Origin of the sequence: Variovorax sp. J22P240 (assembly GCF_030316855.1) — a bacterium.
In the GTDB taxonomy this organism is placed as follows: domain Bacteria; phylum Pseudomonadota; class Gammaproteobacteria; order Burkholderiales; family Burkholderiaceae_C; genus Variovorax.
This window is the reverse complement of the sequence record NZ_JASZYR010000001.1, coordinates 474,606-499,086: the sequence shown is the minus strand read 5'-3', so window position 1 is coordinate 499,086 and position 24,481 is coordinate 474,606. Positions and strand designations below refer to the sequence as shown.

General features: G+C 66.3%; 23 protein-coding genes. 8 read left to right on the top strand and 15 right to left on the bottom strand.

Translation table 11 applies throughout. From position 1 onward, the window contains the following. Nucleotides 1-79 precede the first annotated feature (79 nt). The 7 genes from QTI24_RS02495 to QTI24_RS02465 all read right to left on the bottom strand — a co-directional run bounded on the left by QTI24_RS02495 (nt 80) and on the right by QTI24_RS02465 (nt 7,362). A complete protein-coding gene (locus QTI24_RS02495; protein WP_503011187.1) occupies nt 80-1,354 on the bottom strand; it encodes a branched-chain amino acid ABC transporter substrate-binding protein in 1,275 nt (424 codons plus the stop codon). 3 nt (nt 1,355-1,357) lie between these two features. Then, entirely contained in the window at nt 1,358-2,344 is a 987-nt protein-coding gene (locus QTI24_RS02490; protein WP_286598103.1) for a Bug family tripartite tricarboxylate transporter substrate binding protein, read from the bottom strand. 19 nt (nt 2,345-2,363) lie between these two features. Next, nucleotides 2,364-3,020, bottom strand: coding sequence for a carbonic anhydrase (locus QTI24_RS02485; protein WP_286598101.1), 657 nt, complete (start codon nt 3,018-3,020; stop codon nt 2,364-2,366). 47 nt (nt 3,021-3,067) lie between these two features. Continuing rightward, entirely contained in the window at nt 3,068-4,096 is a 1,029-nt protein-coding gene (locus QTI24_RS02480) for a YeiH family protein (RefSeq protein WP_286598099.1), read from the bottom strand. 61 nt (nt 4,097-4,157) lie between these two features. Beyond that, complete coding sequence (locus QTI24_RS02475; RefSeq protein ID WP_286598098.1) at nt 4,158-5,468, bottom strand: MFS transporter; 1,311 nt, start codon at nt 5,466-5,468, stop codon at nt 4,158-4,160. 33 nt (nt 5,469-5,501) lie between these two features. After that, nucleotides 5,502-7,094 carry an acyl-CoA carboxylase subunit beta gene (locus tag QTI24_RS02470; RefSeq protein WP_286598097.1) on the bottom strand — a complete coding sequence of 531 codons (1,593 nt, stop codon included), beginning with the start codon at nt 7,092-7,094 and terminating at the stop codon, nt 5,502-5,504. A 40-nt stretch (nt 7,095-7,134) separates the two neighbouring features. Continuing rightward, nucleotides 7,135-7,362: a biotin/lipoyl-binding carrier protein gene (locus QTI24_RS02465; RefSeq protein WP_286598096.1), complete on the bottom strand. Its 228-nt coding sequence runs from the start codon at nt 7,360-7,362 to the stop codon at nt 7,135-7,137. Nucleotides 7,363-7,521: 159 nt separating this feature from the next. Here QTI24_RS02465 and QTI24_RS02460 point away from each other — a divergent pair, with 159 nt between their 5' ends. From QTI24_RS02460 to QTI24_RS02450, 3 genes are read left to right on the top strand one after another with little or no spacing between them, the layout of a single operon-like run. Beyond that, on the top strand, nt 7,522-8,016 hold the full coding sequence (locus tag QTI24_RS02460; protein WP_286598095.1) for a Zn-ribbon domain-containing OB-fold protein: 495 nt from the start codon (nt 7,522-7,524) through the stop codon (nt 8,014-8,016). A gap of 14 nt (nt 8,017-8,030) precedes the next feature. Then, entirely contained in the window at nt 8,031-9,575 is a 1,545-nt protein-coding gene (locus QTI24_RS02455) for a class I adenylate-forming enzyme family protein (RefSeq protein ID WP_286598093.1), read from the top strand. Between the two features lie 8 nt (nt 9,576-9,583). Continuing rightward, the gene (locus QTI24_RS02450; protein WP_286598091.1) at nt 9,584-10,750 is read left to right on the top strand and encodes an acetyl-CoA acetyltransferase; all 1,167 of its coding nucleotides are present in this window, start codon (nt 9,584-9,586) and stop codon (nt 10,748-10,750) included. A 112-nt stretch (nt 10,751-10,862) separates the two neighbouring features. Here QTI24_RS02450 and QTI24_RS02445 read toward each other — a convergent pair whose 3' ends face one another. Then, nucleotides 10,863-11,579, bottom strand: coding sequence for a GntR family transcriptional regulator (locus QTI24_RS02445; RefSeq protein ID WP_286598090.1), 717 nt, complete (start codon nt 11,577-11,579; stop codon nt 10,863-10,865). 364 nt (nt 11,580-11,943) lie between these two features. Here QTI24_RS02445 and QTI24_RS02440 point away from each other — a divergent pair, with 364 nt between their 5' ends. The 3 genes from QTI24_RS02440 (at nt 11,944) to QTI24_RS02430 (ending at nt 14,211) form a co-directional block, all read left to right on the top strand. Then, a complete protein-coding gene (locus QTI24_RS02440) occupies nt 11,944-13,023 on the top strand; it encodes a YihY/virulence factor BrkB family protein (protein ID WP_286598089.1) in 1,080 nt (359 codons plus the stop codon). Nucleotides 13,024-13,170: 147 nt separating this feature from the next. Next, nucleotides 13,171-13,725, top strand: coding sequence for a hypothetical protein (locus QTI24_RS02435; RefSeq protein WP_286598088.1), 555 nt, complete (start codon nt 13,171-13,173; stop codon nt 13,723-13,725). A 9-nt stretch (nt 13,726-13,734) separates the two neighbouring features. Next, nucleotides 13,735-14,211: a GAF domain-containing protein gene (locus QTI24_RS02430; RefSeq protein WP_286598086.1), complete on the top strand. Its 477-nt coding sequence runs from the start codon at nt 13,735-13,737 to the stop codon at nt 14,209-14,211. Nucleotides 14,212-14,231: 20 nt separating this feature from the next. On the opposite strand, the gene QTI24_RS02425 is transcribed toward QTI24_RS02430, so the two are convergent. Then, complete coding sequence (locus QTI24_RS02425) at nt 14,232-15,515, bottom strand: phospholipase D-like domain-containing protein (RefSeq protein WP_286598084.1); 1,284 nt, start codon at nt 15,513-15,515, stop codon at nt 14,232-14,234. A gap of 229 nt (nt 15,516-15,744) precedes the next feature. On the opposite strand from QTI24_RS02425, the gene QTI24_RS02420 reads away from it, so the two are divergent. Then, the gene (locus tag QTI24_RS02420) at nt 15,745-16,845 is read left to right on the top strand and encodes a zinc-binding metallopeptidase family protein (protein WP_286598083.1); all 1,101 of its coding nucleotides are present in this window, start codon (nt 15,745-15,747) and stop codon (nt 16,843-16,845) included. A 24-nt stretch (nt 16,846-16,869) separates the two neighbouring features. Here the strand turns inward: QTI24_RS02420 and QTI24_RS02415 are convergent, their stop codons facing one another. Genes QTI24_RS02415 through QTI24_RS02405 form a run of 3 tightly spaced genes read right to left on the bottom strand, consistent with a single transcriptional unit; the run spans nt 16,870 to nt 20,646 of the window. Then, complete coding sequence (locus QTI24_RS02415) at nt 16,870-18,249, bottom strand: class II fumarate hydratase (protein WP_286598082.1); 1,380 nt, start codon at nt 18,247-18,249, stop codon at nt 16,870-16,872. A gap of 2 nt (nt 18,250-18,251) precedes the next feature. After that, the gene (locus tag QTI24_RS02410; RefSeq protein ID WP_286598080.1) at nt 18,252-19,226 is read right to left on the bottom strand and encodes a tripartite tricarboxylate transporter substrate binding protein BugD; all 975 of its coding nucleotides are present in this window, start codon (nt 19,224-19,226) and stop codon (nt 18,252-18,254) included. A gap of 22 nt (nt 19,227-19,248) precedes the next feature. Beyond that, nucleotides 19,249-20,646: a class-II fumarase/aspartase family protein gene (locus QTI24_RS02405; RefSeq protein WP_286598079.1), complete on the bottom strand. Its 1,398-nt coding sequence runs from the start codon at nt 20,644-20,646 to the stop codon at nt 19,249-19,251. 104 nt (nt 20,647-20,750) lie between these two features. Between QTI24_RS02405 and QTI24_RS02400 the strand changes: the two genes are divergently transcribed. Continuing rightward, nucleotides 20,751-21,500 carry a GntR family transcriptional regulator gene (locus tag QTI24_RS02400; RefSeq protein ID WP_286598077.1) on the top strand — a complete coding sequence of 250 codons (750 nt, stop codon included), beginning with the start codon at nt 20,751-20,753 and terminating at the stop codon, nt 21,498-21,500. A gap of 15 nt (nt 21,501-21,515) precedes the next feature. Here the strand turns inward: QTI24_RS02400 and QTI24_RS02395 are convergent, their stop codons facing one another. The 3 genes from QTI24_RS02395 to QTI24_RS02385 are packed head-to-tail and all read right to left on the bottom strand — an operon-like array spanning nt 21,516 to nt 24,469. After that, on the bottom strand, nt 21,516-22,727 hold the full coding sequence (locus QTI24_RS02395; protein ID WP_286599247.1) for an alpha-hydroxy acid oxidase: 1,212 nt from the start codon (nt 22,725-22,727) through the stop codon (nt 21,516-21,518). Nucleotides 22,728-22,765: 38 nt separating this feature from the next. Next, complete coding sequence (locus tag QTI24_RS02390; RefSeq protein WP_286598076.1) at nt 22,766-23,464, bottom strand: RraA family protein; 699 nt, start codon at nt 23,462-23,464, stop codon at nt 22,766-22,768. 30 nt (nt 23,465-23,494) lie between these two features. After that, on the bottom strand, nt 23,495-24,469 hold the full coding sequence (locus QTI24_RS02385) for a hydroxyacid dehydrogenase (protein ID WP_286598074.1): 975 nt from the start codon (nt 24,467-24,469) through the stop codon (nt 23,495-23,497). Nucleotides 24,470-24,481: the final 12 nt, after the last annotated feature.

Below are 24,481 nucleotides of genomic sequence, written 5' to 3'. Positions count from 1 at the left end.
CGTGCCGGCGGGGGGATTCGACGCATCTTCGTCACTTGATCCAGGCTCCGCAAGGGAGCCGGTTGCTCTTTTCGCGGCGTCAGTCCGGACGGCTCATCCTGCAGCTGGTGGGCATTTCTGCGCGGCTGGCCGGGATCGTCTTCACGACGCGGAAGCCGTAGCCGGAGCCTTCGACGTCGAACTTCACGCCGGGCGTGCCCTGCTTGTCCATGACGCCGACGACGAGGCTCTGCTGGAACTGATGGTCAGCAGCGCGCATGTGGCCGCTCTGACCCGACAGCGTGACGTTGGCCTTCTCGAGCGCGCGCGCCACGGCCACGGTATCAACGCTCCCCGCGCGCTCGATCGCCTGCGCCAGCGCCTCGATCATCAGTTGCATGCGCATGTGGACGTAGTCGTCGGCGGCTTTCGGAAAGCGCTCGCGGAAAGACCGGTAGAAGGCCTCGGACTGCGGCGTCTGCACGTTCGGCAGCCAGTCGGCCACCGCGATCACGCGCCCGATGCCGGCGTCGCCGATGGCCGCCGGCGCACCGAGGGCGTTGCCGTAGAAGGTGTAGAAGGTGCCGTTGAAACCGGCTTCTCGCGCCGCCTTCACGAGCAAGGTGAGATCGTTGCCCCAGTTGCCGGTGATGACCGCCTGCGCGCCACTCGCAAGGATCTTGCTCGCATAGGGCGCGAAATCCTTGACCCGCCCCATCGGGTGCAACTCGTCGCCCACGATCTTCACGTCCGGGCGCAGCACGCCGAGCTGCCGTCTGGACTCACGCAACACCGCCTGTCCGAAGCTGTAGTCCTGGCCGAACAGGTAGACGCGTTGGAGCGCCTTGTCGTCCTTCAGGACATCCATCAGCGCGGTGACGCGCATGTCGGCGTGCGCATCGAAGCGGAAGTGCCAGAAGCTGCAGCGCTCGTTGGTGAGCGCCGGATCGACCGCCGAGTAGTTGAGGAAGAGCACCCGCCGGGCCGGATCGCGCTCGTTGTTCTTCTCGATCGCATCGATCAGCGCGGCCGCCGTGGCCGACGAGTTGCCCTGCAGCACGATGCGCGCGCCGTCGTCCATCGCCGCGCGCAAGGCGGACAGCGCTTCCTCGTTCTGCCCCTTGCTGTCGTAGCGGTCCAGCTGCAGAAAGCGAGCGCCGCCCGGCAGCTTGACCCCACCGCGCGCATTGACGCGCTCCACCGCCCACAGCAGATTGCGGAACACCGCCTCGCCGGTGTTGGCGAAGGGGCCGCTCATGCTCTCGATGAGCGCCAGGCGAATCGGGCCCGCAGGCTGTGCGAAGCCCGGAGCGGCCATCGCGGCGCCGATGGCCGCGATGGCGAATTTCAACGCCTTGCGGCGCACCGTGTCCATGATTTACTCAGGCTTGAAATCGATCGACTTCAGCATGGCGCCGATGCGCTCGTAGTCCGAGCGCAGCGACTTCGTCAGCTCATCCGGAGTCCGCGGCTGGCCCGCGTCGAGGCCGAACTCCCTCAGGCGTTCGCGCGTCGCGGGTTGCGCCATCACCTTCAGCGCCGCGTCGCGCAGCCCGGCCTGCGCCGCGGCCGGAACGTCCGGCGTGACGAACAGGCCCACCCAGGCGAGAGCCTCGAGTTGCGGATAGCCGAGCTCGGTGAATGTCGGCACGTTGGGCAGGTTCGGCGAACGCTGAGGCAGGCTCACGGCGTAGGGAACGATCTTGTTGCCCTTGATCAGCGGAATCGCGTTCGGGATCCCGGCGAACATCAGCGGCACGTGCCCGCCCACCACGTCGACCAGTGCCGGGGGCGAGCCCTTGTAGCCGACGTGCGACATGTCGATCCCGGCTGCCTTGTTGAGCTGCAGTCCCATTACATGCGAGACAGTGCCGGCACTATAGGACGCGTAACTCACCTTACCCGGGTTGGCCTTCACGTAGGCAATGAGTTCGGCGAGATTCTTCGCCGGGACGGACGGATTGCCCACCAACACGAGCCCGCCGCGCGCCAATTCGGCCAACGGCTTGACCTCCTTGGCCATGTCGAAGCGCAGCTTCACGATGTGGGGAATCTCGCTGACTATCGCGTCGAGCGAAACGAGCATCGTGTTGCCGTCGTGCGGCGACTGGATCAGGTCGTTCACTGCCACCGCCCCGCCGCCGCCGGGTTTGGTCTCGACGATGACCGGCTTGCCCATCTCCTTCTGCAAGCCTTCGGCCAGGAGGCGCGAGACGACCTCCAACGAGCCGCCGGGCGGCCCGGCCACGATGATGCGCACCGCCTTGTCGGAAGGGGCTTGCGGAAAAGCCGAAGGGGCGGCCAGCAACGCAAGCGCGGCGGCCAGGGTGGCGCCAAGGCGGCGGCGGTGAAGAATGGAAGTCATGTGTGTCTCCTGTTGGAATTCAATCGTTGGGGGAATGTTGGGGAACCGATCCGGGATCGGGCAGCGCGTCGAAGAACTCGACCCGGCCGGTCTCCAGCGAGTACTCGGCGCCGACGACGTGCAACTGGCCTTTCTCGATCAGCCGCTCGAGAATCTTCGAACCGTGGCGCAATTGCTCGACCGACTGGCGAACGTTCGCCTGAACGCTTTTCCGGATCAGCGTCTCCCGGTCGTAGCCCAGTTCCGGCGCCAGCAGGTCGGCCACCGCGGGCCGGATTCGATCGGCAATGAATCGCAAGTGCGGCGAGCGGGCCTCGGTCGGCCGGCGCAACTGCTCCAGCGTCCCGAGGATGGCGCCGCAGTGCGAGTGCCCCATCACCACGACCAGGGGCGTTCCGAATTCCGCCGCGGCGAACTCGATGCTGCCCAGTTGCGAAGGTGCGGCGATGTTGCCGGCGACGCGGATGACGAACAGGTCGCCGAGATCCTGGTCGAACACGATCTCGACGGGCACGCGCGAATCCGAACACCCGAGGATGATCGCGAAGGGTCTCTGCTCGAAGTTGGTCTTGGCGCGCCGCATGCGGTGCAGGAAGCGCTCGCCGGTGTGAACCTCGGAGGCAAAACGCTCGTTGCCTTCGCGAAGGCGCTGCAGTGCTTCACGGGCGGTGGTCATGGGCTCTGTCTGCCTTTCCAGTTTGACGAAATCTTGCACTTGGGGCCTCAACGTGTGAAGAAGATGAATGCGATCACGAGGACCGCGAGGAACACCGTCTCGCTCACCATCAGCACGATCGGCTTCAGGCCCACGGTGGCGAAATCCCTCAGGTGCGACTTCATGCCGATCGCGGCCATCGAGATGACCAGCAGCCAGGTGGAGAGCATCTGCAGCGCTTGCTGCAGTGCGGCAGGAATGAGCCCGGCGCTGTTGACGGCAACGAGCAGCGCGAAAGCCACCACGAACCACGGCAGCAACGGCGGCTTCGGCCCGCCCGACGGGCCGGCGACATGGGCCTTGCGGTAGGACAGCGTGATGACCAGGATCACGGGCAGCAACATCGCGACCCTCAGCAGCTTGACGATGGTCGCGACGTCGCCGGTTTCCTTCGACATGCCGTAGCCCGCGCCGACCACCTGCGCCACGTCGTGGATCGTGCCGCCCAGGAAGACGCCGGCATGCTGCCCGCCGAAGCCGAGCGCGGTGACCAGCATCGGGTAGAGCACCATGGCGGCGGTCGAGAGCGTGCTGACGCCGATGACCGTGAAGATGGTGGCGCGCTCCTTCACGTTGTCATCGGCCTGCGCCGGCATCACGGCGGCAATCGCCATTGCTGCCGAGGCTCCGCAGATGCCCACGGCCCCGCCCGTCAGCACGCCGAAGCGGTTGCGGTAGCCGAGCATCTTCGCCAGCACGATGCCGAAGCCGATGGTCAGCGCTACCGACAGCACGACCATGGCGATCGGCATGGCACCCAGCGCCGAGATCTGCGCCAGCGTGATGCGCACGCCCAGCAGTGCGACGCCGATGCGCAGCAGCGTGCTCGCGGAAAACCGGATGCCCGGAACGCACCGGCCTTCGATCGAGAGGAAGTTCAGCGCCATGCCGAGCAACAAGGCAAAGAGCATGGCGGATACGTGGTAGTGCTCGGCCAGCGAGATCGCCGCGACGGCCACCACCACCGACATGAGGACGCCGTGGAAGTTGGTGCGTGCGGGCTGTCGCCAGCCGGTGAGCGTGAGGGAAAGGTTCATGGGGTGGAACTCGCGGTTGGAATGGCGGCGGGAATGTCGGCCAAAGGTCGTGAATCGGCGCTCAAGCCGCTTCCCGCGCCGCCCTGGCGCGCTGGCGTGCCACGTCAGACTCGTAGCTGCGAGAGACGAGGACAAAGAAGACTGCAGCCGCGAGCGCCAGCAACGGTGCCAGCGTCAGCGCGCGTTGGAGGCCCAGCACGTCCGACAGCACGCCGACGATCAGCGGCCCGGGCGCCAGGCCGATCAGATTGTTGGTCAGCGTCATCGTGGCGGCGACCGTCGCGCGCACGCCGGGGTGGGTGACATCGCAGGCAATGGCCGCGGAACAGCCGCCCTGCGCCGCGGCGAACAAGGCGCCGAGGAAGATCAGGCCCAGCCCCAGCGGGCCTGGCGGCAGCGAGAAGGCGACGATCAGAATCAGCGCCGTCAGCGCCGAATAGCCGGCAGGCACCAGCGCACGGCGCCGGGGATGGCTGGCGCTCAGCCGGTCGGCCAGACCGCCGCCGAAGATCATCCCGACGCCCGACGCGAGGACTGCGACGCCCGCCATCAGCGCGGCCTTCTTCACGTCCATGCCGTAGAAGCGGACGAAGTAGGTCGGGAGCCATGCAATAAGCATCCCGGGCATCGCCATCTGCAGTCCGCTCGCGAGGTAGGCGAAATTTCCCGAGCGCGATGCGAACACTTCGCGCGCGATCCGGCCAAGGCCCATTCCCTTCGACGTGGCGCTGGCGTCCTTGGGCAAGGGGGCGGTCTTGTAGTCGCGCACGACGAAGGGATAGATCAGCGCCAGCACCAAGCCCGGCGCGCCAACGGCGAAGAAGGCCATGCGCCAGCCGGACTCGGCGGCTATGGCTCCGCCGAGGACGACACCGAGCACTGAGCCGAACAGGCTCGCCGACAGGAATGCACCCAGCACCGCCGCACGCTGCTTTGCGGGAAACACATGCGCGAGCAACGCGGCCCCCGCGGCGCCGTAGGCCGCCTCACCGAGCCCTACGAAGGCGCGGGCCGTCAGCAGTTGTGCGTGGCTCTGAGCGAGACCGCAGACGATGGTCGCCAGGCACCACACGACGGCCATGAGGGTGATGCTCCTGACTCGCCCCCAGCGATCCGCAATCAGCGAGATCGGCACGGTCAGCACACCGACGGTGAGCGAAACCACGCTCACGAGCATGCCGAGTTGCGAGTCCGACAGGCCCCACTCCGCCTTGAGGGCCGGCATGACGGCGCCGATGACCTGGCGCGACAGGTAGTCGGACAGCATCAGTCCGAAGGTGAGCGCGAAGACGGCCCACACGTAGACGCGCGACAGGCGCCGGGGTTCGTTGGGGGCGATGCGGGTGTCGGCGGCCGACAGTGCGGGATTCATTTGGGCTTGTCTCTTGGTTATGTAGGTTCTTGCTCAGAGATAGGTCGGCCACGAGCGCATCTCGTGCTCGCCGATGCCGCCGTTGCGGTCGCGCCGGTGCGTGGCCAGCCCGTCGATGAGCCAGGCGCGGGTCTGCTGCGGCGCGATCACCGACTGCACGCCGAAGGCGCCGGCCAGCGCGTAGGCCGAGGTGTCGCGTGCCAGTTCGACCTTCAGTTGGTCGAAGCGCTCGGGGTCGTCCTCGCGCTTGATGCCGTAGAGCACGCTGACGCCGATCTGCGGATCCATGAAGCTGGCGTCGGCGCTGGTCCAGGCGGCCACCGCGTCGCTGTTGCGGCCGCCGCCCATGTTGATGTAGGCCTGGCCGTAGCTCTTGCGCAAGATCACCGACAGCTTGGGCACATTGCAGAGCTGCACGGCATGGATCATGTTCATGATGTGCGCCGGAGCGGCCTTGCGCTCGCCCTCGATGCCGACCAGGAAGCCCGGCGTATCGACCAGGAAGAGGACCGGGATGTTGAAGGAATCGCACATCACCAGGAATGCCGTGACCTTGCGGCAGGCTTCCGGGTCCATCGCGCCGCCCTTGAACATCGGGTTCGAGGCGACGATGCCCACGCTCTCGCCATCGAGCCGTGCCAGGCCGGTGACGGCGGCGCGGCCGAAACGGTCCTTCAGGTTGAAGAAGCTGCCTTCGTCGACGATGCCGGCAATCACCTTGCGCATGTCGTAGGTCTTGCTGCGCGCGGAGGGCACGAGCTCGACGAGCTTGTCGGCATCGGGCGCGATCGCCTCGGCCGCCGAAAGGCGGGGTGGACGGGCACCCGCGTGCGACGGCAGGTAGCTGAGGAAGCGGCGGATTTCCGCCAATGCTTCCGCGTCGCTGCTGACGACCCTGTCCACCAGGCCGGTCTGCTCGGCGTGCAGCCTCCATCCACCCAGCTCTTCGGGATCCACGGTTTCGCCGATCGCGAGCGAGGTGACTCTCGCGCTCGACACCGCGAGGAACGCCCCCTTGCGCATCACCACGAAATCGGACAGGCAGGTGTACCAGGTCGATGAGCCGAGGCAGGGGCCGAGCACGGCGCTGACCCATGGTGTCTCTCGGCGGCGGCAGTACTGCTGTGGGTCCTGGCCGGCCGCAGCCATCGCCTCGGCGCCCAGGCTGTCGGGCACCCGGGAACCGCTGGATTCGCCGAGGAAGATCAACGGCATGCCGCTGCGATTGGCCGTGTCCTTGAGGCGTGCGATCTTGCGCATGTTCACGGCCGACGACGACGCGCCCTTGACGGTCATGTCGTTCGACACGACGGCCACGCGTCGCCCTTCGATACGGCCGGTGCCGGTGATCTTGGCGTCGGCGGGCGAGCTTTCGCGGTCGGCAGGCAACACTGAGACAGCCAGCATGCCGGTTTCGCTGAAAGACCCGGCGTCCAGCAGTTGATCGATGCGCTCGCGTGCGTTGAGGTGACCGCTGGCGCGCCGCTGCGCAAGCTTGTCCGCGCCTCCCATGGCGAGCGCGGTGCGGATCCGGCCGTCCAGTTCAGCCCGCTGTTCTCCGTGGCTGGAAGCGCCGGGAGCGGCGGCATTGACGGCCGCGTCGGCCGGTGCGAATGTGAGGCTCATGCGGATACCCCCTTGTCAGCGCTTTGGTTCCTCATGGCGCTCATTCCTCTTCGAAGACTGCGATTTCCTGGCCTTCGCGCACAGGGGCGCCCTCGGCGATGAGGATCTCGACCACGCGGCCAGCCTCGGGGGCCACCACGGGGATTTCCATCTTCATGGACTCGAGAACCATCAGGGTGTCGTCCGCCAGGAGGACGTCGCCTGGCTGCACCAGGATCTTCCATACGGTGCCGGTGATCTCGGAGCGAATCTTTGTCTGCGTGGTCATGTGCGGGTGCCTCGTGTTGTGGCGGCGGAGCGCCGATGAACGAACTTTACTCGACATTCAGATTGTTGACAAGCTGAATGTGCCCATGCTTTAATCGAGCATTGCAGCAAAGTGCTGCGCCAACGAGGCGGCACACCCGTCCGAACGGAGACAAACCCCATGGCCCTGACCGCAGGCGAAACAGAGGAAAAGCCGATGAACCCGACCCCGGCGCGCCCCGTGCCGATCCCCACCGCCGAGACCGCGCAGTACTGGGACGCGGCGCTTGAAGGCACGCTCAAGATCCAGTACTGCCCGACCTGCGCGCGCCACCAGTTCTATCCACGTCGCTTCTGCACGGAATGCCTGTCGGAGAAGATTGAATGGGTGCCGGCCAGCGGCTCCGGCCACGTCTACACCTACACCGTGTGCCACGTCGCCGGGCACCCCGCGTTCGAAACGCGTACGCCCTATGCGATCGGGATGATCGAACTCGACGAGGGTGTACGCATGCTGGCCGGCATCGTCGCTTCGGACCTGGACCACCTAGCCGTCGGCGCCCCGGTGCAGGTGTGCTTCGAGCGCATCAGCAGCGAGATCGCCCTGCCGATGTTCCGGCTCACCGCCGGCGACCTGGCCGCCGCCGAAGGCACCGGCCGCCCCGACCATTTCTGAATACTGGAGACAACATGATCATTGATTCCTTCGACGCCGGCGCAACGGCATTTCCGGACCGCGTCTTCGTGCAAGGCGGCGACGTGAAGATGAGCTACAGCGAGGCTGAAGGCGCATCGCACGCCGTCGCCACCGCATTGGTGCGCGACGTGCAGCCGGGCACCCATGTCGGCGTGCTGTCGCCCAACCACCCGATGGTGCTGCCGGCAATGCTGGGCGTGATGCGCAGCGGCGCGGTGTTCGTGCCGCTCAACGCACGCGATCCGATCGAGGACATCATCTGGTTCGCCAGCTTCTGCGAGATCGCGGTGCTGATCTGCCACCCGCAGTACGCGCCGCACCTCGAACGCATGAAGAACGAGATCCCGACGCTCAAGCGCGTCATCGGCCTGACGGAACCGCTGGAGCAAGACGGCGATGACATTGCGCAGTGGGTGAAGAACTTCGCCGGCCGGCGCGTGACGGTGCGACGCGAACCCGATGACATCGCGCTCATCAAGTCCTCCGGGGGCACGACGGGCCGGCCGAAGGCGATCATGCAGAGCCACCGGTCGCTCGAGACCGCCTACCGGATCACCAACCAGTTCACGCCGCCTCGCAAGGATCCGGTGCATCTGGTCGTCGCGCCGCTCACGCATGCGGCCGGTGCGACGATGGTCGCGCTGGCACGTTTCGGCGCGCGCAACGTGATCGCCCCGTCGGCCGACCCGGGCGTGATCCTGGAAGCGATCGAGCGCGAGCGGGTGACGCACATCTTCCTGCCGCCCACCATGATCTATCGCCTGCTCGCCCACGCCGACGTAGCCACGCGCGACTGTTCCTCGCTGGAGTACGTTCTGTACGGCGCCGCACCGATGTCGGTCGACAAGCTGCGCGAAGGCCTCGCCCGATGGGGCCAGGTGTTCATGCAGAGCTACGGCCAGTCGGAGGTGCCCGGCGTCATCACGTGCCTGTCGCGCAAGGACCATTTCGTGCACAACGACCCCGAACTCGACAAGCACCTCGCCTCCGCCGGCCGCCCTTCCGGCGCCTGCGAGGTGGCGCTGATGGACGACGAGGGCAACATCGTGCCGACCGGCGAACGCGGCGAGATCGTCGCGCGCGGCGATCTGGTCTCGCCCGGTTACTACAACAACCCGGAGGCGACGGCCGAGGCGCGCGCCTTCGGCTGGCACCACACGGGCGACATCGGCGTGTTCGACGAGAACGGCTTCCTGTATGTGGTGGACCGCAAGAAGGACATGGTCATCTCCGGCGGCTTCAACATCTATCCGAGCGAGATCGAGCAGGTGATCTGGGGCCACGCCTCCGTGCAGGACTGCGTCGTGGTCGGCGTGCCCGATGCCGACTGGGGCGAACGCCTGACCGCGGTGATCGAACTCAAGCAGGGCACCAGCGCAACGGCCGACGAGATCGTCGAGATGTGCAAGAAGCGCTTCGGCAGCCTGAAGACGCCCAAGCAGGTGGTGTTCTGGCCCACCCTGCCCCGCAGCCCGGTCGGGAAAGTGTTGAAAAAGGACGTTCGAGCCCAACTCGCCGCCGAATCGGCACGGGTCTAAGGACAGACATGGACCCCAAAGCTCTGAGTGGCCGCTACGCCATTGCCGGCGTCGGCGAAGCCGGCATGGGCAAGGCCCAGCCTGGAGACACTGCGCTGTCGCTGCAATGCGAGGCAGCGCGGCAGGCGATCCTGGACGCGGGACTGAAGCCCACCGACATCGACGGCGTGTTCGCCCACTGGGATGACCGTGCGGCCGGCCTGCTCGTGACGGAGTACATGGGCCTGAAGCCGAGCTACGTCGACAGCACCGTCGTCGGCGGCCAGTCGAACCTGACTCACGTCGCCCACGCGATGGCGGCGATGGAGGCCGGGCTGTGCAACGCCGCACTGATCACCTACGGCAGTACTCAGCGGCTGGACCGCAGCCGCTCCCGCGGAGGCCATGCGCAGGATGCGCGCATGCCGCCTGGGCAGTTCATTCAGCCCTACGGCATGCTGAGCCCGATCGGCTTCTATGCGATGCAGGCTCGCCTGCACATGCACCGCTACGGCACGCGCGCCGAGGACCTGGGCGAAGTGGCGTTGGCGGCTCGGCGCTGGGCGCAGCTCCATCCGAACGCCATTGCGCGCTCGCCGCTGTCGATGGAGGACTATCTGGCAGCTCCGATGATCGCGGACCCGCTGCGCAAGTTCGACATCTGCCAAGTGACGGACAGCGCCGGTGCGATCGTGCTCGTGCGGGCCGATCGCGCAAAGGAGTTGCCCCGCAAGCCGGTTCTGGTGCAGGGCTTTGCCGAGCGGTACATCCAGCACGCCACGCCTTTCGGCACGGACGACTGGATCGACAACGGCGTGCTCGCCGAGATGGGCCGCCTGGCCATGGCGCGCGCCGAAGTCAGCCATTCCGACATCGACCTCGTGCAGATCTACGACGCTTTCACCATCAACGTGCTGGTCGGACTCGAAGCCCTGGGTTTCTGCGAGCGCGGCGAGAGCGGCGCCTTCGTGCAAGGTGGACGCATCGCCCCGGGCGGCGCATTCCCGATGAACACCTCCGGCGGCGGCCTGTCCTTCAACCATGGCGGCATGTTCGGCATGCCGCTGATGATCGAGTCGGTGCGCCAGTTGCGCGGCGATTGCGGCGAGCGCCAGGTGCCGAATGCCCACAACTGCCTCCTCCAGGCAGGTGGCTTGGTGATGTCCGCCTATATGGTCATGATCCTGGGCATTTGATCGCCCCCAGCCTCGCCCACTTCGTGTGGCTCGGGCACCCCCTTCCGGGGGCAACCCCAGCGGACCGGCGAAGCCGGTTCCGCGGGGTTCCTGGATTCTGGCTGCGGCGGCTTTACGAGTCGCTGCTTGCGACGCCCTGCCGCACTTCGAGTTGCTTCATCGCCTCGCGCTTCGAATCCTCGATCAGCTTCTCGACGGCATCAGCGGCCACATCCACGTTGCCCGCCTTCAAGGCCTTCTGCATGGCCTTCCAGTTGCGGGCCGATTCCTTGCGCCGTGCCGGCGTGGCCAGGCCGAGTTGGGTATAGCGCAATGTCTGGCGCGACAGCGAAGCGAGGATCTCGGCGAGACGCTCGTTGGAACAAGACTCGCGCAAGACGCGGCTGAGCCGGAACGATGTCTGGAAGTATTCGGCGCCCCCACCATCGGTCTGCGCCAGCGCGTCGAGTGCGCGGACGTCCGCATCGATGATCGCCGCGACACGCGCCGCTTCCTCGACGGACAGCCTGGCGACCATCGCGGCCGACAGCTTGCGGCGGATCTCGAAGATGTCGGCGACCTCCTTGGTCGACAGTTGCGTGACGTGCGCGCCCCGGTTGGGCAGGATGCGAACGACCGAGTCCTTCTCCAGGATGCGCAACGCCTCACGCACCGGGCCGCGGCTGACCTCGAACTGTTCGGCGAGAGCCTCTTCGCGAATGCGCTCGCCCGGCTCGTACTCGCCGTCGGCGATGGCAGTGAAGATGCGTTCGGCGATCTGCTCCGGAAGCGTCATCAATTGCCGGAGCGGCTGCTTGGCGCGTGCGGGCTGCGTCTCTGAGGCAGCCATGGTCTTTGTCGTCATTAGGAATGCCCAGTTGCTGTGGTCGCGACTCTATTGTCAACAAACCAAATGTAATCATGCGATTAAACCACAAGGGCCGATGGGGGGCCAGGCAATGCATCGATAGATCGGCCCAAGTCGATTGTCAATGTCTCACGACATAAGAAACAGAGACTGAAGAGAGTTCCTGACAGCGTTCGTCCGTGAACACTGACCGCCGGTATCGGAGGCAAACCGTAGGCTCCGGCTTTGCCACGACCGCATCCATAGCTTGGGAGCAGTGGCGTCGTCGTCGTACCAGGGAGCGCTCAACATTGAGGGGCCCAGCATGAAGCCGAAGGAATTTCTCGGTCTTTGCCGGAAGGCGGCGATGGCTTGGATCGATGACTTCGCTCCGAGCATGGGCGCCGCGATCTCTTACTACACGATCTTCTCCATGGCGCCGCTACTGGTCATCGTCATCGCCATTGCGGGCGCGGTATTCGGCCGCGATGCCGCGCAGGGAGAGATCGTCGCGCAGATTGGGGGACTGGTGGGTCAGGACGGCGCCACGGCGGTCGAAGCATTGCTGCGTAGTGCGAGCGAGCCGGAGAGGGGCCTCGTCGCTGGTGCCATCAGTGTCGCCGTGCTCCTGGTCGGCGCCACGACGGTGTTCGCCGAATTGCAGAGTGCGTTGGATCGCATATGGCATGTACCGGAGCGGGAGAAGCCGTCCGGCGTGTGGGCCGTGCTGCGGGCGCGCCTTCTGTCGTTCGGGCTCATCCTCGGCCTGGCTTTTCTGCTGATCGTTTCGCTGACGGTCAGCGCGGGCCTTGCAGCGTTCGACACCTGGTTTGGCGGATTGCTTCCGGGCTGGGAGATCCTTCTGCAGGGCAGCAATGAGTTGATTTCGATCGGCATCTTCACGCTGCTCTTCGCCATGATCTTCAAGTTGATGCCGACCGCTGCCATCGGCTGGCGCGATGTGTGGATCGGGGCGTTCGTCACCGCACTGTTGTTCGAGCTCGGCAAGCTGCTGATCGGCCTCTACCTGGGCAAGAGCGGGGTCAGCGAATCCTTCGCCGCCGCGGGCTCGTTGGTGGTGCTCGTGGCGTGGGTCTACTACGCTGCGCAGATCTTTCTGCTCGGCGCGGAATTCACCAAGGCCTACGCGGATTCGCATGGCTCGCTGGCAGGGGCCAGGGCGATGGATGGAAGCGCGGCGGACGCGAAAGCCGATGCGGGTGCAGGTCCCGTCGTGGCGACGCCGGCTCGGGCGATCAGGGAGCCGCTACCGGACTACGCAGGCATTGCCCGGACCGCGGCCGCGCAGCGAGAGGTCGATCGGCGCGTGGCGCAGGCCACCCGGCTCCTCAGCCGGCAGTTGGTGTTGCTCGCGGCCGTCACGATCGGCAATGCGCTGGTTGCGCGCTGGACCAGGCATCAGCGAAAGATCGCTCGTCGACGCTAGCCATGGCGACCAGCGGTTTTGCCCTACACGCGCTGGACGATGTCGATGACTCCATGGGGTCGAGGGCATGCCTACCGTGACCCGTGTTCTCTTCGTCGAAGAGTTTTCTCTTTTCTTTTCGCCCCTTTGGGCTATCAAGGAGACAGCATGGCAACAGATGACGGCCAACTCGGCAACGGCTCACCCAACCGCGATCCGATCACCGGCGCACCTGGCGCCCATCCAATAGGCACTGGCTTGGGCGCGACAGGCGGTGCGATCGCCGGGGCTGCCGCGGGCTCGCTCGCCGGCCCCGTAGGGACGGTGGTCGGCCTCGTGGCCGGCGCGGTCGCGGGTGGCCTGGGCGGCAAGGCCGTAGCCGAAGGCGTGAACCCGACCGCCGAGGAAACGTATTGGCGCGAGAACTACACCAAGGAGCTGTACCACGACCCAAGCCGGCCGTGGGAGGACTACGGTCCGGCCTATGAAGCGGGCTGGACCGGGCGTAGCCTTCGGGACGCCGACTTCAGCGCCGCAGAGCCCGAGTTGGCATCCGAATGGGAAAGCCGCCGCGGCGCTTCCAGGCTCGATTGGGCCGAAGCCCGCCCGGCTGCGGAAGCGGCGTGGAATCGTGCGGACGAGACCTACTATGCGACGCAGGAACAGCCAGACCACGATCCCATCCGCGATCTGAAGAACGACGCGCGCGAGCGGACCTCCTGAATCGCCACCATGTCCCCTGTCCGCGACATCTCGGTCTTCACGGCAACCTTGCGAACAGCAGGACCCGAAGCCGCCCTCGCCTTCTTGAACGCCGCCGTTCCGCACAGGTACTCGGCGGTTTATCGCCTGCATGGGAGCACCTTGCAGAACGTCTATCTGCACGACAAGCAAGGCGAACTGCGGCCGGAGTTCCTGGCGATCGTTCCTTTCGAGACGAGCTTCTGCCAGTTCGTCCTTCGCGACGGCGCCTTTCTCACGGACGATTCCGGCGCCGACTCGCGACTGGACGGACATCCGTACCAGGGCGTGATGGTCAGCTATCACGGCGTGCCGCTCGTCGGCGCGACGGGCGAGCTCATCGGAACGCTGTGTCATTTCGACGTGCAAAGCCATTCGCTGCCGGATGGCGAGTACGCCCTTCTGCAAAGCGCGGCCCTGGTGCTTCCGCCCTTCCTGCCGTCGATCCCCGCTCAGCCCGTCGACTAGGTTGCAGAGGCCGCACCCCCTCAGAGTTGCGCAGAGAGCAACGAGGCGAGGTGCTCCAACGCCTTCTCCGACAACGGCCGCTCGCGCCACGCTTCGAGCGTGATGCGCTTCGAAAGCTTCAGGTCTGCCTCGAACTGAACCGCTTGCATCGCGGCGAATGCTTCGTCGTAGATGTTGAGGTTCGCCTCGTCGTTGAGACGGAACGATCGGTTGTCGAAGTTCGTCGACCCGACCGAGACCAGGAGCCCATCGACAGTGAAGACCTTGCAATGGAACATGGTCGGCTGGTATTCGCTGATCTCCGCGCCAGCTTCGAGCAGCGGACCCCAGGCGGCCCGTGACGCCCCGCGCACGGTCTGGGAATCCATGATCGGCCCCGGCGTGATGATGCGTACCCGCACGCCGCGTTGCATCGCAGCGACCAATGCGCCAACGGTCAAGTCGTCCGGAACGAAGTAGGCGCTGGCGAGATCGATGGTCTTGGTCGCCGCGGCGATGGACAGCAGGTACATCAGGTGCATGCTCTCGCTCCCCCCAGAGGGAGAACTGCTGAACATCTGGGCCCGGCCGTTGCCCATCCTGTCGATCGCCGGAAAGTAGCGCTCGCCGTGCAGCACGTCGCCCGACACCTTGATCCAGTTGTCCATGAAGACGGCCTGCATCTGGGCGACCACCGGTCCTTCGACCTTGAAGTGGGAATCGCGCCAGTGATCCGCGTCCTGGGCATTGCCTGTCCAGGTGGGGGCGATGCCGACGCCGCCGGTGAAGCCGATACGCCCATCGACCACCAGGAGCTTGCGGTGGGTGCGGTTGTTCATTCGAGTGATGTCGTACCAGTTCGGCTTGTGGAACTTGCGGATCTGCACGCCCGCGTCTTCCATCTCCTTCACGAAATCCTCGTCCACCTTCGCGCTGCCCACCCAATCCAGGAGCACGTGCACCTTGACGCCGGCTCGCGACCGCTCGGCCAACGCATCGGCAAACGCGCGCCCGATGTCGCCCGACCAGTAGATGTAGGTTTCGAAGGTGATGCTCTGCCGTGCGCTTCGAATCGCGGCCAGCATGGGCGGGAAGATCCGGTCGCCGTTGTGAAGCGCCTCGAAGCGATTGCCTTCCGTGATGGGCGGCCCCAGCATGACGCCCAGTGCACGCTGGTACTGCGCGTCGTGCAGCGCGTATTCACGGGTCACCTGCTCGTCGAGCTTTTTTTCGCCACCGGTGAATGCGAGCACCAGAACCGTCGCGGCAACCGACAGGACGAGCGTCCAGACAATGGCTTTCGTACGGCTCCGCAGTGGCTTCATAAGGGTGGCTGCACAGGTCTCGGGTCGATGGCGGAAGAAATGCAAGGCCGCTGGAGTGTGCACCTCGGCCATCCTTCTGGCGCGACACGGGCGTCAGCAAGCTCGGTAGGACGACGCCGCAACAATGGCACGGCACCTTGTCCCACGCTCGGGCGGGCGGACGTCCTTGGCGATGGCCTGCGCGGCGAAGTCGACAATGCTGCGTTGCAACATTCAGAGCGCAGATCCCATGAAGCAGTTGACCTGTTCGAATTGCAGCAATCGCGTTTTCTTCGAGAACCTGAGCTGTGAAACCTGCGGCGCGGTACTGGGTTACGCGCCGGACGAGCAACTCATGCTCGCCTTCGAGGTGACCGACGAGGATTCATGGCGCCGCCTGGGCCACCCGGGTGCCGACTACCGCCCCTGCGTGAACCGCAATGAAAGCGTGTGCAACTGGATGGTGCCCGCCGGAAGTGCACACGAGCATTGCCTGTCGTGCCGCACCACACACACCATTCCCGCGTTGACCAAACCGGAGAACCGTGGCTACTGGGCCGCGCTCGAACAGGCCAAGCGCCGCCTGTTCTATACGCTGGTCGAACTGGTCCTGCCGACGCCCAACAAGCTGGAGGATCCGGCCAATGGCCTGTCCTTCGAGTTCCTCGAGGAGGCCAGCCCGAAGGAGCGCGTCCTGACCGGCCACGACGAGGGTGTCATCACGCTCAACATCGCCGAAGCCGACGATGCGCGACGCGAGCACATCCGCATGTCGATGCATGAGCCTTACCGGACGCTGCTGGGCCACTTCCGGCACGAGATCGGCCACTACTACTGGGATCGGCTGGTGCGAGGGACTCCGTGGATCGACGAGTACCGGGCTCTGTTCGGCGATGAACGTGCGGATTACGAGCAGGCATTGAAAACGCACTACGCCTCGCCGGTGGCTGATTGGCCCTTGCGCTTCATCAGCGTGTACGCCAGTTCGCACCCGTGGGAGGACTGGGCGGAAACCTGGGCCCACTACCTGCATATGGTGGACGGCCTGGAAACCGCCGCCTCCTGGGGTGCGCGGCTGGATCTGGCCCTGCCGGGTGGACCTGCCCTGAAAGTGCGCAATCTCGATCTGCAGGCCGAATCCATCCGGGACGCCGTCGTCGAACAGTGGCTGCCGGTCTCCCAGTTCATCAATGCCATGGATCGCAGCCTCGGCGCGCACGACAGCTATCCGTTCATCATCGTCCCGCCGGTGATCGAGAAGCTCGACTTCATCCACCGTGTGGTCCGCGCGGGCAGTTCGGGCAGCGTCGCGATGAACTTCCTGCCGCGCCAACGTGCCGACACCGCCTGAGCAGGACCGCGCCGCAGCGCCTCGCTATCGCGTCGATGCTCCCACCACCCGGTCGTAGGTCGCCTCGTCCACGAAACCAAGTGACAACGCAGCCGCTCGAGGGGTGATTCCCTGCGCGAGCGCCGTGGCGGCGATCTTCGCCACCTTGTCGTAGCCGAGCAGCGGGTTCAGGGCCGTCACCTGCAGCAACGCGTTCTCGACGTTGCCAGCAAGCCGCGCACGGTCCACCTCGATGCCTTCGACCAGCCGTTGGGCGAAAACGCGCGTTGCATCGGCCAGCACACGAATCGACTGCAGCAGGTTGGCGATGATCACAGGCTTGGCGACGTTCAACTCGAAGTTGCCCGATGCATTGGCCATCGTGATGGTTGCGTGATTGCCCACGACCTGCATGCAGGCCTGCGCCAGTACCTCCGCGATCGTCGGATTGCGCTTGCCCGGCATGATCGAACTCGTCAGGCCGTCGTCCGGAATCTTCAACTCACCCAGGCCGCAACGCGGACCTGACCCGAGCCAACGCACATCGTTCGCGATCTTGATCAGCGAAGTCGCGATGACGTTGAGCGCGCCCGACACTTCGACCAACGCATCGTGTGCGGCCATGCCTTCGAACTTCGAGGGGTTGGACAGGAATTTCCGTCCGGTGAGCGCGCTGATCGCCTCGCAGAAGAGCACGTCGAATTCGGGTGGCGCATTCAGTCCCGTGCCGGCGGCCGTCCCGCCTTGCGGCAACCGCAGGAGCCGTGGCATCGCGGCGTCGATCCGGTCGACCCCGTGGGCCACCTGGCGGGCAAAGGTGTCGAAGACCTGTCCCATCGTCATGGGCACTGCGTCCATCAGGTGGGTTCGCGCGATCCTTCGGACATCGGCAAAGGCCTCGGCACGCCGCTGCAGGCTGTCTCGCAGCAAGACGAGCGATGGCTTCAGCCGTTGCTCCAGCTCCAGGACCGTGACCACGTGCATGACGGTGGGGAAACTGTCGTTCGAGGATTGCGATGCATTGACGTGGTCGTTGGGATGGACCGGCGATCGGGTGCCCAGCGGCTGGCCCAGCAACTCGTTCGCCCGGTTCGCGATCACCTCGTTCGCATTCATGTTGGTCTGGGTGCCGGAGCCGGTCTGCCAGACCGTGAGCGGAAAGTGCGCATCGAAGCGCCCGTCGCGCAATTCGGCGGCAGCGGCCTCGATGGGCCCAGCCAGCTCGGCCGGGAGCGTTCCGCAACGCAGGTTCGCCCGCGCAGCCGCCATCTTCTGGAGCCCGAAGGCGCGGATCAGGCAGACGGGAAAACGCTCCTCGCCGACCTCGAAGACGCCGAGTGCGCGCTGCGTCTGCGCGCCCCAATAGCGGTCGGCGGGGATCTCGACCGGGCCGAAGGCATCGCTCTCGATGCGTGCGGCGCTCATGATCAGTCCAGCGAGATGTTGGTCTTGGCCGCTACCGACTTCCATCGCGCGACCTCGCTTTCCGTGTGCTTGCCCAGCGCCGCGCCGGTGTATTGCTCGGCGGGCAGCAACTGGATCGCCTGCTCCGCCATCTTGTCGGTGAAGGCCTTGTCGGTCATCACCTTCTGGTAAGCCGCCTGCACCTTGTCCAGCACCGCCTGCGGCGTGCCCTTGGGGGCGTAGACGCCGTACCACGTCGATGCCTCGAAGCCGGGCAGCACGGTCTCTGCCAGCGTCGGCACATCCTTCAATTGCGGGAGTCGGACCTTCGATGTCACCGCCAATGGACGCACCTTGGCCTCCTTGATCTGCGGCAAGGCGGTGTTGGTCTGGTCGAAGATGCCATCCACCTGGCCGCCAATCACGTCGATCAGCGCGGGGCCGGCGCCCTTGTAGGGAACCTGCGAGATCTTGATGCCCGCAGTGGACGCGAACAGCGCCGCGATCAGGTGCGAACTGGAGCCGACGCCCGCATTGCTGATGAACAGCTTGTCCGGGTTGGCCTTTCCGAAATCGACCAGCGCCTTGATGTCCTTGGCCGGATGCTCCTTGCGGACCATCAGCACCAGCGGCGTATCCGGAAAGCGGAACACCGGCGCGAAGTCCTTGACCGGGTCGTAGTTGAGCTTCTTGTACAGGGCCGGCGCGGCGCCCATGTAGCCCATGTGGCCGACCAGCATGGTGTAGCCGTCGGGAGCGGCGCGCGACGCCTTGGCGGCACCGACCGTGCCGCCTGCGCCGGGCGCGTTGTCGATCACGATCGGCTGCCCGATCTCACGCGCCACGCGCTCGGCAATACTGCGCGCGAGTGCATCCGTCGGTCCGCCTGCGGCGAACGGCACGATCCATGTGACCGGCTTCGCCGGGTAGGCCTGCGCGAACGCACTGCCTGCAACAAAGGCCAGCGCGAGCGCGCCAAGTTTCCAGTTCGACTTCATGATGATTTCCTTGAGGTGGTGGTCAGTGGGCAGCGGCGGGTGCACGCATGGCGATGTCGGCGGACAGCGCCAACGCGCGGTCCACCATCTGCGGCGCAAGGCCGAGATAGTTGGCGGGATCTGTGAGGCGATCGATGGTGGCGCGGTCGAAGTGCTTCGTGACTTCCGGCAGGGCCGCCAGCGCTTCGGCCAGGGTGCCGCCCTTCTCGTTCACGGTGCGGCAGGCGTCGTAGACGACGTCGTGTGCCTGCTGCCGGCCGATGTGCGGGGCCATGCCCATCATCACGGCCTCGGCCACGATCAGGCCCTTGGTGATGCCGAGGTTGTGGGCCATGCGGGCCTCGTCGACGATCAGGCCGCCGAGTGCGAACTTGGCCTGGTGCAAAGCCCCGGATGTGAGGATGAAGCTCTCGGGGATCGCGATCCATTCGGCATGCCACGGACCGGTGGCGCGCTCGAAGTCCTGCACCATCGCGTCGACCATCAGGCCAGCGTGCTGGCGCACCGCCTTTGAAGCGGCCAGCATCAACTCGCTCGAGATCGGGTTGCGCTTCTGCGGCATCGTGCTCGACGCGCCGCGCCCCTTGACGAAGGGCTCGTAGACCTCGGCGAACTCTGTCGACGCCATGATCATGATGTCGAGCGCAATCTTGCCGAGCGAGCCTGTGATGATCGCCAGCAGGTTCACCGCCTCGGCAAAGCCGTCGCGGGCCACGTGCCATGTGGTGGCCGGCACGCCGAGCTCCAGTTCCTCGGCCATCGCCTTCTGCACTTCGAAGCCCTTGTCGCCGAGCGATGCCAGCGTGCCGGCGGCGCCCGCGAACTCGACCACCGCGACGCGCGGCCGCAGTTCGGCAAGGCGCTGCTGGTGGCGGTCGAACATGGCCAGCCAGATCGCCACCTTGTAGCCGAAGGTCACGGGGAGCGCCTGCTGCAGATGGGTGCGGCCCGCCATCGGCGTGTCGCGGTGCTTCTTCGCCAGTGCAGCCAGGATGCCACGCAGTTCGCGGATGTCCTCGCCCACGCTGTCGAGCGCATCGCGCACCTGCAGCGCGACGGCGGTGTCCATGATGTCCTGCGTGGTCGCGCCCCAGTGCACGTAACGGCCCGATTCGCCGCACATGCCGACCAGCTGGTGAACCAGCGGCAGGATCGGATAGCCCACGATGTCGGTCTCGTGGCGCATGTGGTCGAAGTCGATGCGGTCGATCCGGGATTCGCGCGCAATCACTTCGGCCGCCTCCGCGGGGATGACGCCGCAGCGGGCCTCGGCCCTCGCCAATGCGATCTCCGCGTCGATGTAGCGTTGGATGAGGGCGCCGTCCGAAAAGAGTTGCCGCATCTTCTGCGTGCCGAATGCGTCGCGGAACAGGATGGAATCAACGACCGTGCTGGCCATGGGAAGTGAAGGTGTCGACATGGAGGCCTCGTGAAGTGGTGTGGGGCGGACACCGATATGTCCGGACATATCCTCACTGTAATATGTTCGGACATAACTTCGGAATGGGGTATACCCTTAAGCCCATGAACAACGCTCTCGAACCGGCCCCGCAGAAGGCCAACTTCTCCAACATCGCCCGCCACCTGACCGAAGGCATCACGTCGGGGCACTTCGCGGTAGGGACGCTGCTGCCGACCGAACTGGAGCTTTGCAAGCACTACGGCACCAGCCGGCACACCGTGCGGGCCGCACTGGCAGAGTTGCAAGACCTGGGGCTGGTGTCGCGGCGCAAGAACGTGGGCACGCGCGTGGTCTCCGCAAAGCCGAGGCCCCGATTCCGGCCTTCGTTGGCATCGGTCGACGATCTGGTGCAGTTCGGCGCCGAGCACCAGCGCGTGGTGCAGGAGATCGAGCAGACGACGGTGACGGGCGAACTCGCCCGGGAGCTGGGCTGCGCGGACGGCGCGCCCTGGCTGCGCATCTCGAGCCTGCGGATGGTCGGCGACGAGGACGCGCTGCCGATCGGCTGGACCGACGTCTACATCGATCCCGGCTACGCCGACATCGCCGAGGTGGTCAAGGCCTCGCCCGACTCGCTGATCAGTTCACTGATCGAAGACCGGTATGACCGGCATATCGCGGAGATCCATCAGGACGTGCGCGCGTTCACGATCACGGATGGCGCCATGGCCGGGAAGCTCCAGGTGAAGATGGGCACGACCGCGCTGAAGATCGTTCGCCGCTACTTCGACGCCGAGGGCGATGTCTTCGAGATCTCCGTCTCGGTGCATCCGGCGGACCGGTTCTCGGTGTCGATGCAACTGCGCAGATAGGGGGCGCCGTTGCGGCTACGGCGCGCTTCCGAACAGATTCTGGCGAGACACGCCGGCGGGACTCGGAACCCCGATCAACGCCATGTTGCGCATGATCTCCGACGCCAGGGTGCCGATGGCGTGCTCCACACCGGCCTGCCCTGCCACCGCGCCGGCGTAGTTGAAGGGCCGCCCGACGAAGACGAACTTCGCGCCCAGCGCCAGTGCCAGCAGCACGTCGTTGCCACGACGAAAGCCGCTGTCGATCATCACGGGATAGTCCTTGCCGAGCGCGTCGACGACCGCCGGCAGCACCTGGATCGGTGACACCGCGCCATCGAGCTGCCGGCCGCCGTGGTTCGACAGGATGACGCCGTCCGCACCGTGCTCGCGCGCCTGCAGCGCATCGCGCGGGTCGAGGATGCCCTTGACGACCAGTGCGCCCTTCCAGCGCCGGCGTATCAGCGCGAAGTGCTCCCAGTTCAGGTGGTCGCGCGCGCCGAAGTCGCGCATCACGCTGGACGAGAGGATAGGCGCGCCGCGCGTGGCCTGCGAGTTCTCGAAATGCGGCATGCCATGTGACAGCAGCGTGCGCAGTGCCGTCTTGCAAAGCCAGCCGGGATGCGCGATGCCGTCCAACGCGAGGCGCAGGCTCGGACGCAGCGGCGTCGAGAAGCCGGCGCGGATGTTGTTCTCTCGGTTGCCCGAGACGGGCGTGTCCACCGTGACGACCAGCGTGCCGAAGCCGGCGCGCTCCACCCGTTCGAGCAGCTTGAGGATGCGTTCCGGCTCCCCGGGCACGTAGGCCTGGAACCAGGCTGCCGGATTGGCGCGTGCGACCTCCTCCATCGGGATCAGGGAGGTGCCGCTCAGGATCATCGGGACGTTGGCGGCCGCGGCCGCCTGCGCCTGCACCAGGTCGCCGCGGTAGGCCGACAGCGCGCTGATGCCCATGGGTGCGATGCCGAATGGCGCCGCGTACTGCCGGCCGAGCAAGGGCGTGGCGAGCGTACGCGCGGAGGTGTCGGTCAGGATGCGGGGCACCCACGCGAAGCCCTCGAAGGCGCTGCGATTGGCACGCAGCGAGCGGTTCGTTTCGCAGCCGCCCGATACGTAGGCAAAGATGGGCCCGGGCAGGAAGCGCCGTGCCGCGTGCTCGAAATCGTCCAGCGACAGGATGCGGCGCAGCTTGCGCGGCAGCTTCTGCGCGCCTGCGCCAGCCGGGGCGGGCAAACTCGGCGCCGCCACGTGCTCCAAGCTGGACGATGAGGGCGTCACGGCGGCACTCACACCGGCAGGCCCTTGGCGCGCAAGGTCGCGTCGAAGCGCTCGGGGTCGGACTTGCCTGCGGCGTTGTCGGCGCGGATCTTCGCTTCCTTGACCAGGTGCGCGCGGCTTCGCGCGAGGACGTCGGCGCACTCGGCCGCGGGGATGGCGATAACCCCATCGGCATCGCCGACGATCAGGTCGCCAGGCAGCACGGCCAGGCCGGCGCAGGAGACCGGAACATTGATCTCGCCGGGGCCGTCCTTGCTCGGGCCGCGGTGCGTGTGGCCGCGCGCGAAGATCGGCATGCCCTCTTCCGCCCATTCACCCAGGTCGCGCACCGCGCCGTCGATGACGAGGCCGCCGAGCCGCTTGAAGAGGCAGGTCGTGCGGATGAGCCCGCCGACCAATGCCTGCGACACATCGCCGCCGCCGTCGATCACCAGCACGTCGCCGGGCTGCACCATCATCAGTGCCTTGTGGATCATCAGGTTGTCGCCGGGCCGCACGCGCACCGTGACGGCCGGACCGCACAGCACGGTGTCGAGCCGGGCGTGGTACTGGCGCAGGCCGATGGTGCCGATGTTGCGGCTCATCGCATCGCCGATCGCCGCGACCGGGATGTCGCGGAACGCTGCCACCACATCGGCAGCGGGGCCTTCGGCGCGGGGATGGATGCGGTAGCCGGCGGGCCACTGGACGGCGGTTTCGTTGCTCATGGAATCTCCGGGGACGTAAGACGTTGGGGTTCAGGAAAAGACCGGGGGATTGACGCAGGCGGATGAATCGACCGGCTGGCCCTGAAGCCAGCCGAGCACGTTGCGCGCGGCGCCGCTCGCCATGCCAGCGAGCGCAGCCGGCGTCGAGCCGCCGACATGCGGTGTCAGCACCACATTGGGCAGTGCGGCCAGCGGACTGCCCGCGGGCAGGGGCTCGGTTGCCATCGTGTCGAGGCCGGCCGCATGCAACTGGCCGCTTTGCAGCGCGTCGATCAGCGCCGGCTCGTCGATCACCTCGCCGCGCGCGGTGTTGACGAGAATGGCACCGCGCCGCATCGCCGCAAACTGCGTCGCGCCCAGCATGTTGCGGGTGTGTTTGTTGAGCGGCACGTGCAGGCTCAACACGTCGACCAGCGGCAGCATCGCGTCCAGTGACGGCACCAGCCGTACGCGATCGACCGGGCTCTTGCCGTCGGCCAGCGCCGGGTCGAAGGCCACCACGTCCATGCCGAGCGCCAGGCATACGGTGGCGACACGCTGGCCGATCTGGCCGAAGCCGACCAGTCCGAGCGTCTTGCCGTGCAGTTCGACGCCATCCTGCGCACGCGACCACCGGCCCGCGTGCAGTTCGGAGTCCATCCAGCCGATGCGGCGCGCGGCGGCGAACATCAGCCCCAGCGTCATCTCGGCCACCGACTGTGCGTTGGCGCCCGGCGTCACGTACACGGGGATGCCACGCGCCGTGGCTGCATCGACGTCGATGTTGCTGACGCCGACGCCATGCTTGGAGATGACTTTGAGCGTCGGGCACGCCGCGATGGCCCGCGCCGTGAGCTGCACCGTGCGCGAGATGACCGCGTCGACGGGTTCCGTCGCCATGATGCGTTCGACCTCTTCCACGCTGTCGGGATCGGAAAGGTAGAGGACGCGCGCGCCGGCTTGCGCCAGGAGGTCGACGCCGGCCTTCGCCAGCTTGGGCGCGGTGACCAGGATGGTGGGGTTCACTGGGTGATGTCC